Source organism: Oharaeibacter diazotrophicus (assembly GCF_004362745.1).
In the GTDB taxonomy this organism is placed as follows: Bacteria; Pseudomonadota; Alphaproteobacteria; order Rhizobiales; family Pleomorphomonadaceae; genus Oharaeibacter; species Oharaeibacter diazotrophicus.
Window position 1 is genome coordinate 649,090 of the sequence record NZ_SNXY01000007.1, and the last position, 12,816, is coordinate 661,905.

The window sequence follows — 12,816 nt, forward strand, 5'->3', positions numbered from 1 at the left end:
GGCGGGCGTCCGATCCGGCGCGATGGACCGGTTTTCGTTCTCCCTGGACCACACGAGCCCTCGACCGCGCCTTCGCGGTCGGGCGCCCGTCCCCGGTCCCACGCAGAGAGACGGTGTTCCTTGGACGAGCGTGAGATGTCGATCGACCTCGAGGACTGGCGCCGCCGCGCCGCCGCGTTCGAAGCCGCCGTGGCGACGGCGGTCGTCGGCCAGGACCGCGCCGTGCGGCTGACCACCATCGCCGTGTTCTGCCGCGGCCACGTGCTGCTCGAGGGCGACGTCGGCGTCGGCAAGACCACGCTGCTGCGCGCGGTCGCCCGTGCGCTCGGCGGGCCCTACGAGCGCATCGAGGGGACGGTCGACCTGATGCCGAACGACGTCGTCTACGCCGCCCACGTCGGCGAGGACGGCCGTCCGCGCGTCGAGCCCGGACCGATTCTCGCCCACGGCGAGGATCTCTGCGTCTTCTTCTTCAACGAGATCAACCGGGCGCGGCCGCAGGTCCACGCCCTCCTGCTGCGCGCCATGGCCGAGCGCAGCATCGGCGCCTTCCGCCGCGAGTGGCACTTCCCGCATCTCCAGGTCTTCGCCGACCGCAACCGGGTCGAGCGCGAGGAGACCTTCGAACTGCCCGCCGCGGCGCGCGACCGCTTCTTCGTCGAGATCGCGGTGGAGGCCCCGGCCGATCCGGCGATCCGCCGCCGCCTCGTGTTCGACACCCGTTTCCACGACACCGACGCCCTGATCGCGGCGGTGCCCGAGGCGGTGCTGCCGTTCCGCGAACTCGGCGCGGTCGCCGCCGCGATCCAACGGGCCGTGCACGCCTCCCCGGCGATCGAACGCTACGTCTTCGACCTCTGGGAAGCGCTGCGCGATCCGGCTGCGGCCGGCATCGAGATCCCCGGCGTGCCGGTCGAGCGGCTGGTCCAGGGCGGCGCGAGCCCGCGTGGCGTCTCGGCGCTGGTGCGCGCCGCCCGCGCCCACGCCTGGCTGGAGGGCCGCCGCTTCGTCGACCCGGACGACGTCGGCGCGGTGTTCCGTGCGGTGATGGGCCACCGCATCTTCCTGGCGCCGGCCTACGAAGCCCGCCGCGATCGGCTGGTGCCCGCCCTGGTCGACGCCGCCTTCGCGCGGGTCGCCGTGCCGGCGGAGGCGGCATGACCGATCCGCTGGACGACTTCGCCGATCTCGCCATCGCCGCCCGCGGCCGGCTGTTCTCGGTCCGGCCGGGACGGCACGGCGCGCGCACCGTCGGCGTCGGCGGCGCCTTCGCCGGGCTGTCGCCGCTGATGGACCATCCCGATCCGCGCCGGATCGACGTCCGCGCCTCGATCCGCGATCCGTTCGGCACCATCTGGGTCCGCCGCCAGCGCCAGGAGGTGGCGGCGCGGATCGTCGTGCTGCTCGACACCTCCGGCTCGATGGCCACCGTCGGCCGCTCCGACCGCGGCGCGCTCGCCCGCGTCCTCGTCGCCGGTCTCGCCCGCGCCGTCGAGCGCGGCTCGGACGGCTTCGGCCTCCTCACCGGCGCCGACATCGGACCCGACGCGGCGCTGTGGCCGCCGCGCCGCCGCCGCGGCCTCGCCGCCGAGGTCGGCGCGCTGGTCGACCGCATCGCCTTCGCCGGCTCCGGCGTCGGTCGGCTCGAGGCGGCCGCCGACCTCCTGCCCGCCGGGCGCTGCGTCGTGCTCCTGGTCTCGGACTTCTCGCAGCCGCTCTCGGTGGTCGCGGCCCTGCTCGACCGCCTCTCCGCCCACGACGTCCGCCCGGTCGTGCTGCGCGACAGCGCGGTCGAGGCCCCGGACGGCCGCTTCGGCGTCGTCGAACTCGCCGATCTCGAGGGCGGCGGCCGCCGCCTCGTGCTGATGCGGTCGTCGCTCGCCCGCGCCCAGGCCGCCGCCGCCGCCGAGCGCCGGCGCCGGCTCGCGATGCTGTTCGCCGACCACGACCTTTCGCCGGTGGAGATCGTCGACCAGATCGACGTCGCCGCGCTGGTCGACGCCTTCGCGGCAGGAGGGGCGTGAGCGATGCGCGCGCCGGCCGCCGTGCTCCTCGCCGTCCTCGCCGCCGCGCCCGCCGCGGCGGCGCCCGTCGTCGTGCTCGCACCGCCGCGCGACCACGGCTGGTGGATCGGCGACGTGCTGCGCGTCTCGGCCGAGATCCTCGTCGACGACGGCGCCACGATCGATCCGGCCTCGCTGCCGAAGCCGCGCCCGGTGACCTATTGGCTCGACCTGCGCTCGGTCGCGCTCGTCGACCTCGGCGCATCGGCCGGGCAGCGGCGGCTGCGCCTCGACCTCGTCTACCAGACCTTCTACGCCCCGCTCGAGCCGAAGCGGCTCGTCGTGCCGGCCGTCGACCTCGCCATGGTCGGTCCGGGCGGGCGCGAGGCGGCGACGGTGCCGTCCTGGAGCTTCGTCTCCGCGCCGCTGCGCGAGATCATGGCGCCGAGCGCGCCCGGCGAGGTCCGCACCGCCGCGCCGGTGGCGGTCGTCGACACCCGGCCGGACCAGGTCCGCGCCGCCGCCGCCGCCGCGGTCGGCATCGTCGCCATGCTCGGCTTCGGCTGGCACCGCGGCCTCGGGCCGTTCGCCCGGCGCGACCGCCCGTTCGGCCGCGCCGCCCGCGCCGTCCGCCGCGCCCTGGTCCGGCCCGGCGGCGCCGAGGGTCGGCGCGCGGCGCTGATCGCGCTGCACCGTGCGTTCGACGCCGCGCTCGGCCGGCGCATGCTGCCGCGCGACGTCGACGCGCTCTTGGCGCGCCGGCCGGAGTTCGCGCCGCTGCGCGTCGGCATCGACGGTTTCCTCGACGCCTCGCGCGCCGCGTTCTTCGCCGCGCCCGGCGCGGTGCCGTCCGAGCCGGGCGCGGAGGCGATCGGCCGGCTCGCCGACGACCTCGCCGCCGTCGAACGGAGGCGGCCGTGATCGCCTTCGACCGCCCGCTCGTCGCGCTCCTGCTGCTGCCGCTGGTGCTGCTGCCGCTGCTGGTTCGCCCGGCCGCGCCGTCGGGCCATCCTGCGATCCGGCTGGTGCCGGCCGACCGCGCCTCGCGGGCGACCGCGGCGGCGCTCCGCGCCCTCGGCGTCGTCGCGATCGCCGCCCTGGCGCTGGCGCTCGGCGGCCCGCATCTCGGCGGCGGCACGGTCGAACGCCGCGGCGTCGGCGCCAACGTGGTGCTGCTGATCGACCGCTCGTCGAGCATGGACAACAGCTTCGCCGACCGTCTGCCGAGCGGCGACGAGGAATCCAAGTCCGCCGCCGCCCGCCGCCTCGTGCGCGACTTCGTCGACCGCCGCCCGCGCGACCGCATCGGCGTCGCCGCCTTCTCGACCACGCCGATGATGGTGGTGCCGATCACCGACCGGCTCGACGCCGTCCGCGGCGCCCTCGACGCCATCGACCTGCCGGGCCTCGCCTACACCGACGTCGGCCGTGGCCTGATCCTCGCCCTCGAGATGTTCGGCGACTCCACCGCCGCGGAATCGCGGGCGCTGGTGCTGATCTCCGACGGTGCCGGCGTCGTCGGCCGCGAGGTCCAGGACGCGCTGCGCGCCGCCGTGAAGCGCACGCCGGTCAACCTCTACTGGCTGTTCATCCGCTCCAAGGGCTCCTACGGCCTCTTCGGCGTGCCCGAGAACCGGTCCGACGACACCCCGCGCGCCCGCCCGGAGCGCCATCTCCACATCCTGCTGTCCTCGCTCGGCATTCCCTATCGCGCGCTCGAGGCGCAGTCGCCCGAGGCGATCGGCGAGGCGATCGCCGAGATCGACCGGCTCGAACGGCGCCCGATCACCTATGCCGAGCGGACGCCGCGCACCGACCTTGCGCCGTGGCTCTACGGCCTCGCGGCGCTGGCCCTGGCGCTGCTCGGCGCCGCGGTCGCGTTCGAGCGCGCCCTGGTTCCGGCCGGCACGGTGCCGCTGCCACCGTTCGGGCGGGGAGGGGCGCGATGACGCGACGCCCGCGCACCCTGCACCTGCGCGATCGCCTCGCCGGCGGGGCGATCGGCGCCGGCCTCGTCGCGATCGCCGTGCTCGCCTTCGCCGTCGCGGCGTGGTTCGTCGCCGAGGTCGTCGCCGACAAGGCCGCCAACGACGCCATCCGCGGGCTCGCCGCCGGCCGCGACGTCGCGGTCGACCCGGCCACCGCCCGGCCGGAGCCGCTGCTCGCCCGGGCGCAGTTCCTGCTCTCGCGCGGGATGGTCGAGGAGGGCGAGGGGCTGCGCGGGCCGATCGAGGCGACCGGCCGGACCGACCTCGTCGCCGCCTATCTGCAGGATCTCGGCGCGGCCCGGCTCGTCCGCGCCTTCGACGCCGTCGACCGCCAGGACGTCGACGCCGCCGTCGCCGAGGTTCGCGTCGCCAAGGAGGTGCTGCGCGCCGCCCTCGCGCTCGCGCCCGACGACTTCGACCTCAAGGTCGACGTCGACCTCGCCATGCGCCTCGTCCGCGACTTTCCCGAACCGGGCGCGGAGGAGGGCGAGGAGGAGCCCGGCGAGCGGCCGAAGTCGCTGTGGACGGAACTGCCCGGCATCCCGGAGGGGCTGCCGTGAGACGCCCGCCGCTCCGCCTCGTCCTGTTCGCCGTCGCCGCCGTGCTCGCCGCGGTCGCCGCCGCCGGCCCGACCGAACGCCGGGTCGTCGACACCGTCGACGTCATGCTGGCGGTCGACGTCACCGGCAGCATGAACGCGCGCGACTACGACGACGCCGGCGTGCCCGAGAGCCGCCTCGCGCACCTGCGCCGCCTGCTGCCGGCCTTCGTCGCCGGGCTGACCTGCGGCTCGCGGGTCGGGCTGTCGATCTTCACCGAGCGGCGCAGTTTCGTGCTGTTCGAGCCGATCGAGGTCTGCGCCACCTATCCGGTGATCGCCGCCGCCATCGCCAATCTCGACTGGCGCATGGCCTGGGAAGGCGACAGCCGGGTCGCCGACGGGCTCCACCACGCCCTCGGCCTCGCCGCCGCCCGCGACTACGACCTCGTCTTCCTCTCCGACGGCCAGGAGGCGCCGCCGCTGCCCTGGTCCGGCGGGCCGCCCTTCGAGGGCGCCAAGGGTACGGTTCGCGGTCTCGTCGTCGGCGTCGGCGGCACGGTGCCGGTGCCGATCCCGAAGTTCGACGACCGCGGCCGCGAGGCCGGCTTCTACACCATGGAAGACATACCGCAGGAATCCCGCGTCGGGCCGCCGCCGCCGGGTGCCGAGAACCGGCCCGGCTGGCATCCGCGCAACAACCCCTTCGGTGAGATGCCCGCCGGCACCGAGCACTTGGCGGTCCTGCGCGAGGACCATCTCGTCCGGCTCGCCGACGAGACCGGCCTCGCCTACGCCCGTCTCGGCACGCCCGCCGAACTGGTCGAGGCCGTCTCCGCCGCGGCCCGGCCCCATCCCGTCGAGACCGTCGTCGACCGTGCCCCGCTCGCCGGGGCGGCGGCGCTCGTGCTCGCCGGCCTCGCCGTCGCCCGGCTGGCGTTCGCCGGCGTCGCCGCGGCGTTGCGGCCCACGGCCGCCGCCTTGCGCGGGCCGTGGCGCCCGCCCGCCACCCGTTCCCCCACCGTGCGGCCGTCGGCCGCCGTTTCCGCACCATCAGAGGTGTCGTCTTGAAGAAGTCGTTCGTCGTCGCTGCCATCCTCGCCGCCGTCGCGGCGGTTCCCTCCGCCCGGGCCCACGGGCCGACGCCCCAGAAGGTCGACGAGGCGATCGACATCGCCGCGCCGTGCGAGCTGGTGTGGTCGACGCTCCGCGACTTCGGCTCGATCGGCAAATGGCACCCCGGCCTGAAGGCCGTCGAGGCGCACGGCGCCTCCGAACGCGGCTCGACGCGCACGCTGACGCTGCCGAACGGCGAAGAGGTCGTCGAGAAGCTCGACGAGGTCAACGGCGACATGCAGTCGATGTCCTACCGGCTCTCCAAGGAGAACCTGAAGGCGCTGCCGGTGTCGTTCTACACCGCCAAGATGGTGGTGAGCCGGCCCGAGGCCGGTCCGTCCTGCCACGTCGAATGGGAGGGCCGCTTCTATCGCGGCGACACCACCAACGAGCCGCCGCCGGAGCTGAGCGACGAGGCCGCGGTCGCCGCCATGACCGAGTTCTTCCAGGTCGGCCTCGCCGGCCTGAAGAAGGCGATGGAGTGACCATGCGCGCGCCCGCCGCCGTCCTCCTCGCCCTGACGCTGACGTTTCCCGCCGTCGCCGCGCCGCGGCCGGCGGCCTTCGTCGTCGTCAGTCAGGCGGCCGGTGTCGTCACCGGCCGCGACGGGGAAGGCGCCGAGACCGCACGGCTGGCGCTGGACAAGGCGCCGGCCGCGGTGGTGGTGGACGCCGCGCGGCGGCGCGCCTACGTCAGCGAGCCCGAGGTCGGCGCCGTCGCGGTCGTCGACCTCGACGGTTTCGCGCGCGCCGGCACCCTCGCGGTCGGCGGCCAGCCGTTCGGGCTCGCGGTCCGGCCCGCGGGGCGCCTGCTCGTCACCGACTGGAGCGCCGACACGCTGACCGAGGTCGATCCGGCCGGCGGCGCGGCGCGCACCGTCGCGGTCGGCCAGGCGCCGTCGGCGGTGGTGGTCGGTCCCGACGACCGCTTCGCCTACACGGTCGACCGCGAGGCCGACCAGGTCTCGGTGGTCGATCTCTCCGACTTCTCGGTCGTCGCCACCGTCGACGTCGGCCGCGCGCCCTTCGCGGCGGCGCTGGCGCCGGGCGGCCGCCGGCTCTACGTCGCCAACGTCCAGTCCTCCGACCTCTCGGTGATCGACCTCGCCTTCCGCCGCGAGATCGCCCGCATCCCGATCGGCGGCATGCCCTACGGCGTCGCCATCAGCCCAGACGGCGGCCGGATCGCCGTCACCGACCAGGAGGGCGGCCGGCTCGTGCTGATCGACGCCCGCTCGCTGGCGCCGGCCGGGGCGGCCACCGTCGGCGACTACGCCGAGGGCGTGGTCGCGCTGCCGGCGGTCGGCGCCTTCGCCGTCGCCAACTGGTTCTCCGACACCGTCTCGCTGGTCGGCTTCGACGGCCGCTCGGTGAGCCACGTCCCCGTGCCCAAGGGCCCCCGCATGCTGGCCGCATTGCCCGCGGTCGAGGAGTAGTGCCGTGATGTCGCGTGTGTTTCCCCTGTCGCTCCGCCTCGCCGTGGTGCTCGCCCTCGCCGCGGCGCTCGCGCCGGTCGCCGTCGGCGCCGAGACGGTGGTCGAGGCGCGCCAGCGCCTGATGGTGTCGATGATCAAGGCCACCAAGGTGCCGCGCGCCATGGTCGCCGGCGAGACCGCCTTCGACGTCGGGGCCGTCGACGAGGCGGTCAAGCAGGTGCTGGAGGCGACGGCGCTGATGCCGAAGCTGTTCCCGGACGGCTCGGCCGGCGGCCCGTCGGCCGCGCTGCCGGCGATCTTCCAGAACCGCGCCGACTTCGAGGGCCGCCTGCTCGATCTCGAGAAGGCCTCGGTCCAGCTCGCCTTCGCCGCCCGCCAGGGCAAGGACGAGATGGCCTACGCCTTCCACGAATACGAGGCGGTCTGCGAGGGCTGCCACGCCAAGTACCGCCGACCCGACTGACGCCGATCTCCGGATCCCCCGCCGCGCATCGGATGCCGCACCATGGCCGACACGGAAGACGACACCACCGAAGCCCGCCGTCCCGCGCCGCCGCGCCGTCGCGCCGCTGTGCCGACCGCCGCCGAGGCGGGCTCGCCCGCCCGTCGCGCGCGTCGCGAATCCGCGCCCGCCGAAGCCGTGCCCGCGGTCGAGCCGGTCCGAGCGCGCAGGCGCAAGGCGGCGACCGAACCCGCTCCCGTCCCGGCCGATCCGACCGTGCCGCCCGCCGCCGAGGCCGATCCGTCGAGCTCCGCGGCCGTCCCCGCCGAAGCCGGCGCCGCGTCCGCGGCGACCACCCCCCGGCCGCGGCGCCGGACGGCCGCCGCCGCGATCACCGCGGACACGGCGACCGCCGTCCCGGATCGTCCCGCCGCCGCACCGCGTCCGCGCGCGAAGCGGGCCACCGCGCCGGCCGCTGCCGATGCGCCGGCCGAAGCCTCGGCGACCGCCGCCCGGGTCGACCGCGCCGCCGGCGACGCATCGCCCGGGCCGCTGGCCGCGGCCGCTGCGTCCTCCGGATCGCCCGCCACCGCTTCCGTCGGCGCCGCGTCCCGCTCCGATCGCGTCGCGGCCCTCGCCGCGAGCCTCGCCGACGCCACGGGCGCCCTGCGCCGGACCGCCCGGCCGGCCGGCGTCGCGGCCGCCCGTCTCCTTCGCCGATCCGCAGCCGCGACCGCCCGTCTCGCCGGCCGGGCCGCGGTCGCCGGCGCGGCCGGTGTCCGATCCGCCGCCGCGGCCGTCGCCGGCCGAACCGCCCCGCCGCGCACCGGCGACGGCCGCCCCGCCGCCGTCGGCTCCGGACTGTGGACCCGCCTCGGCTTCGGTGCCGGCGCCGGGCTGCTGGTCGCCTTCCTGGTGGTCATGGTCTGGCGCGAACAGACCGCGCCGCCGCCGAGCGCCCCGCCGGCGGTCGAACCGCCATCGGCCGGCGCGGGCGTCGCCCTGGCGATCGGCGAGCGCGGGCAGATCGGCGGGCGTCTCGACGTCTCGCTCGCCGCACTCGCCGCGGACGGTTCCACCGCCACCATCGTTCCGGCCGGCGGCGATCCCCTGACGCTGCGGCTCGGCACCTCCGTCGAGGTGCCGTTCGGCAGCCGGGTCTGCGCCGTCGTCCTCACCGGGGTCTCGGACGGTCGCGCCGTCGTCTCCGGCAACTGCGTCGGCACCGTGCCGCCGGCGCCGACCGAGATTTCCGCGCCGGTCGAGCGGCTCGTCCGCAGCGGCGACCGTGCCGTCTTCGCCGGCGGCCGGCTCGAAGTCGCGGTGTCGATGGTGTCGCCGGCCGGCGGCACCCTGCGCGCCGGTCTCGCCGGCGGCCCGGTGGAGACGCTGGAACAGGGCGTGCCGGCGGTGGTCCACGTCGGCGGCGATTCCTGCTCGGTCGCCTTCCTCGGCACCGTCGGCGATGCCGCCCGGCTGTCGGCCGCCTGTTCGGGCGAGACCGGGCGCCGGCTCGTCGCCGAAGCCGAGGTCGAGGCGACGTTCGCGCCGCACCGGCGCACCGCCGTGCCGACCGACCGCACAGCCACCTTCCTCGGCGGACTGCTCGACGTCTACGTCGGCCCGTCCGCCCCGCGCGGCGACGCCGTCCGGCTCTCGGTCGACGGCGGCGTGATGAAGGCGGTTCCCGTCGGCGGCGTCGAGGTCGTCGACGTCGCCGGCACGCTCTGCGCCGTCGCGGTCCTCGCCGTCCGCCCCGACGGTGCCGACATCGGCACCGCCTGCTCCGGCCGCCTCGCCGGCCCCGCGTCGCTGTCGGGCCGCGACGGCGCCGCCGCGGCCGTCAGGGCGCTGGTCGAGCCCGGCGCGCGCACCGTCCTGCTCGACGAGCGCGTCCGCGTCGTGCTCTCGATGATCTCACCGGACGGCGAGGCGGTGCGCTGGTCGATCAACGAGGCCGGCCTCGTCACCACGGCGATCGGCGGCACCGCCGAATTCCGCGTCGGCGACGGCCGCTGCGGCCTGACGGCGCTGCGCGCCGAGGCGGGCGGCGTCCGCGTCCGCGCGGTCTGCGACGCCGGCGCCATGGCCGCCACCGTGGCGCGCGCCGCCGGCGAGGAGATCGCCGAGATCCGTCCCGGCGCGGCGGCGCGCCTCCTCGGCGGCAAGGTCCGCGTCGCCCTGTCGATGATCGCCCCGGACGGCGAGGCCGTGCGCGTCGCCGTCAATGGCGGCGACCTCGCCACCGTCGAGCGGGCGGCGCCGTCGTCCTTCGCCTTCGGCAACGGCGCCTGCACGGTCGAATACGTCGGCACCGCCGCCTCCGGCGCCGCGCGGATCCGCGCCGCCTGCGACGGCGCCGCGCTCGCCTCGGACGTGCTGGTGCCCGGCGCAACCGAGCGCGTCGCGCTCGCGCCCGGCCGCGACGCCCGCCTGCTCGGCGGCCGGCTCGCGCTCCGGCTCTCGATGGTGACGCCGGACGGCGAGGCGATCCGCATCGCCGCCAACGGCGGCGACCTCGTCACCGCCGAGCGCGACCGGCCGCTGCGCTTCGCCAGCGGCGGCGGCGCCTGCGAGCTGGTGTTCCGCGGCCGCGACGGCGACAGGGCGACGGTCACCGCCGCCTGCGACGATGCCGCTCTCGCCGGTCCCGCCTTCGTGCCGGTGCGCACCGAGCGCGTCGACCTCGTCGTCGCCCGCCCGGTGACGGCGCAGGCGGGGCGGTTGCCGCTCGCCCTCAACATGGTCGCGCCCGACCGCCGCGCCCTGCGCATCGCCGTCGCCGAGGCCGGCCTCGGCACGCTGGAACGCGGCCGGCCGTTGACCGTGCCGGTCGGCCGCGGTGCCTGCCAGGTCGCGTTCGTCGGTGCGAGCGGCAGCGGCGCCACCGTCGAGACCGCCTGCGACGCCGGCGCCTTCGAGCGCGCGCCCGTGCCGGCCGACGCCGAGCGCCGCGTCGAGCTCGGCTACGGCCGGCCGGTGTCGCTGTTCGACGGCCGCACCGCGCTGGCGCTGTCGATGATCGCGCCGCGGCGCGACGCCGCCCGCATCGCGGTCGACGGCGTCCTACGCACGCTCGACGTCGGCGCCCCGTCGCCGCTCCGCGTCGAGGGCCGCGACTGCGCGCTGGTGCTGGAGCGGATCGGCGACGACGACCGCCTCGCACTCCGCGTCGGCTGCGGCACCGGCCTGCGCGGCGTCGTCGCCGCGGCGCCGATCCCGCCGGAGACGCGGCGCATCGCGCCCGGCGAGACCGCGGCCTTCTTCGCCGGCACGGTCGCGCTCCGCCTGGAGATGATCTCGCCGAGCCGCACGGGCCTGCGCGTCTCCATCGACGGCGCCAAGGTCGCGAGCCTCGACCGCGGCGAGCCGCGCGCCGTCGACGTCGGCGGCCGGCGCTGCCACCTCGACTACCGCGGCACCGACCGCAGCGGCCCGGCCGAGACCGCGATCGTGGAAGGACGCTGCGAATGACGCGGCGCGAGAGCGACGACGAACCACAGGCGGCCGTGCCGGCCGCGCCGCCCGGCGAGGGCGCTGGTCCCACGGCCGCGACGCCGCCGCGGCCCGTGCGCTCCGGTCCGCCGCGCCGTCGGCAGGCCGTGGCGAAGGCCGCCGCGCGGCCGCCCGCCCGCGACCAGGCGGGAGAGGAGGTCGTCGCACCCGCCGCGTCTGCCGCGTCCGCACCGGCGGCTCCCGCCGCCGCACCGGTCGACGAAGCCCAGCCCGCCGCGCTCGCGGTCGCCGACCTCTCCTTCGCCTACCGCGGGCGCCCGGTGCTCGACCGTGTCGCCTTCCGGGTCGAGCGCGGCGTCTTCACCGCGCTGCTGGGGCCGAACGGCGCCGGCAAGACCACGCTGTTCTCGCTGGTGACACGCCTGTTCGACGCCCCCGGCGGCACCGTCCGCATCCTCGGCCGCGACGCCGGCCGCGACGGCGCCGATGCGCTGGCACCGCTCGGCGTCGTGTTCCAGAGCGAGACCCTCGACGCCGACCTGACCGTGCGCCAGAACCTGCGCTATTTCGCGGCCCTGCACGGCCTCGGCACCCGCACCGCCGACGCCCGCATCCGCGAGGAGCTGGAGGCGATCGGCGTCCTCGACCGGATCGACGACCGCGTCCGCGACCTCAACGGCGGCCACCGCCGCCGCGTCGAGATCGCCCGCGCGCTGCTGCACCGGCCGGAACTGCTGCTGCTCGACGAGGCTACCGTCGGCCTAGACGTGCCGACACGCCGCGCCATCGTCGCGCGCGTCCACCGGCTCGCCCGCGAACGCCACATCGGCGTGCTCTGGACCACTCACCTGATCGACGAGGTCGAGCCCGACGACGCCCTCGTGGTGCTGGTCGCCGGCCGGGTCGTCGCCACCGGCGACGTCGCCGGCGTGGTCGCCGCCACCGCCGCCGCCGATCTCTCGGCCGCCTACGACCGCCTCACCGCGCCCGGCCCGGGCCGGGATCCCGCCGCAGGGAGCAACGCCCCGTGACAGTGCGCGCCTACGCCCTCGCCGCCAACGCCATCGTCCGCCGCGAGCTCCTGCGCTTCGTGCACCAGCGCGAGCGCTTCCTGTCCGCCCTGGTCCGGCCGCTGATCTGGCTGATCGCCTTCGGCACCGGCTTCCGCGAGATCGTCGGCCTGCCGCCGCAGCCGCCCTACGTCTCCTACGTCGGCTACGAGGTCTACATGGTGCCGGGGCTGGTCGCGATGATCCAGCTGTTCAACGGCATGCAGTCCTCGCTCTCGATGGTCCACGACCGCGAGATGGGCTCGATGCGGGTGCTGCTGACCGCGCCGCTGCCGCGGCCGTTCCTGCTGTTCGCCAAGCTGGTCGCCGGCACGGTGGTCTCGATCGCCCAGGTCTACGCCTTCCTCGCCGTCGCCGCCCTGCTCGGCATCCGCGCGCCGACCGCCGGCTACCTCGCCGTCCTGCCCGCCCTGGTGCTGACCGGCATGACCTTCGGCGCCTTCGGCATGCTGTTGTCGTCTACGATCCGCCAGCTCGAGAACTTCGCCGGCGTGATGAACTTCGTCATCTTCCCGGCCTTCTTCTTCTCGTCGGCGCTCTATCCGCTCTGGAAGATCCGCGCCACCTCCGAGGTGGTCTGGTGGATCTGCCTCGTCAACCCGTTCGGCCATGCGGTCGAACTGCTCCGCCACGCGCTCTGGGCCGACATGAACTGGACCATGACCAGCCTCGTGCTCGTCACCGGCACGGTGGTCTTCGCCGCCGCGGTGCGCGGCTACGACCCGACGCGCGGCTTCCAGGCCCGCGTCCGGGCGGCGGGGTGACGCC

Annotated in this window: 12 protein-coding genes; all 12 read left to right on the top strand. The window is 76.4% G+C overall.

Annotated features, from left to right (window positions below):
- The first annotated feature begins 135 nt into the window (after window positions 1–135).
- The 12 genes from EDD54_RS11585 to EDD54_RS11640 all read left to right on the top strand — a co-directional run bounded on the left by EDD54_RS11585 (window position 136) and on the right by EDD54_RS11640 (window position 12,812).
- Window positions 136–1,161: an AAA family ATPase gene (locus EDD54_RS11585; protein WP_126541321.1), complete on the top strand. Its 1,026-nt coding sequence runs from the start codon at window positions 136–138 to the stop codon at window positions 1,159–1,161.
- Window positions 1,158–2,024 (top strand): DUF58 domain-containing protein, encoded by an 867-nt coding sequence (locus EDD54_RS11590; protein WP_126541322.1) that lies wholly within the window; start codon window positions 1,158–1,160, stop codon window positions 2,022–2,024. The genes EDD54_RS11585 and EDD54_RS11590 overlap by 4 nt, the downstream gene beginning before the upstream one ends.
- Before the next feature lie 3 nt (window positions 2,025–2,027).
- Window positions 2,028–2,924 carry a nonribosomal peptide synthetase MxaA gene (locus EDD54_RS11595; RefSeq protein WP_126541323.1) on the top strand — a complete coding sequence of 299 codons (897 nt, stop codon included), beginning with the start codon at window positions 2,028–2,030 and terminating at the stop codon, window positions 2,922–2,924.
- Window positions 2,921–3,952 carry a vWA domain-containing protein gene (locus EDD54_RS11600; protein WP_321184099.1) on the top strand — a complete coding sequence of 344 codons (1,032 nt, stop codon included), beginning with the start codon at window positions 2,921–2,923 and terminating at the stop codon, window positions 3,950–3,952. The genes EDD54_RS11595 and EDD54_RS11600 overlap by 4 nt, the downstream gene beginning before the upstream one ends.
- Entirely contained in the window at window positions 3,949–4,551 is a 603-nt protein-coding gene (locus EDD54_RS11605; protein WP_126541324.1) for a hypothetical protein, read from the top strand. Before EDD54_RS11600 ends, EDD54_RS11605 begins: the two co-directional genes overlap by 4 nt.
- Window positions 4,548–5,600, top strand: coding sequence for a VWA domain-containing protein (locus EDD54_RS11610; protein ID WP_126541325.1), 1,053 nt, complete (start codon window positions 4,548–4,550; stop codon window positions 5,598–5,600). Before EDD54_RS11605 ends, EDD54_RS11610 begins: the two co-directional genes overlap by 4 nt.
- Window positions 5,597–6,130 (top strand): SRPBCC family protein, encoded by a 534-nt coding sequence (locus EDD54_RS11615; protein ID WP_126541326.1) that lies wholly within the window; start codon window positions 5,597–5,599, stop codon window positions 6,128–6,130. Before EDD54_RS11610 ends, EDD54_RS11615 begins: the two co-directional genes overlap by 4 nt.
- A 2-nt stretch (window positions 6,131–6,132) precedes the next feature.
- Window positions 6,133–7,080, top strand: coding sequence for a YncE family protein (locus EDD54_RS11620; protein WP_126541327.1), 948 nt, complete (start codon window positions 6,133–6,135; stop codon window positions 7,078–7,080).
- Window positions 7,081–7,087: 7 nt separating this feature from the next.
- On the top strand, window positions 7,088–7,543 hold the full coding sequence (locus EDD54_RS11625) for a c-type cytochrome (protein WP_126541328.1): 456 nt from the start codon (window positions 7,088–7,090) through the stop codon (window positions 7,541–7,543).
- Between the two features lie 42 nt (window positions 7,544–7,585).
- The gene (locus EDD54_RS11630; RefSeq protein ID WP_126541329.1) at window positions 7,586–10,996 is read left to right on the top strand and encodes a hypothetical protein; all 3,411 of its coding nucleotides are present in this window, start codon (window positions 7,586–7,588) and stop codon (window positions 10,994–10,996) included.
- 128 nt (window positions 10,997–11,124) lie between these two features.
- A complete protein-coding gene (locus EDD54_RS11635; RefSeq protein ID WP_165645171.1) occupies window positions 11,125–12,009 on the top strand; it encodes an ATP-binding cassette domain-containing protein in 885 nt (294 codons plus the stop codon).
- The gene (locus tag EDD54_RS11640) at window positions 12,006–12,812 is read left to right on the top strand and encodes an ABC transporter permease (protein ID WP_208112180.1); all 807 of its coding nucleotides are present in this window, start codon (window positions 12,006–12,008) and stop codon (window positions 12,810–12,812) included. Before EDD54_RS11635 ends, EDD54_RS11640 begins: the two co-directional genes overlap by 4 nt.
- The last annotated feature ends 4 nt before the right edge of the window (window positions 12,813–12,816 follow it).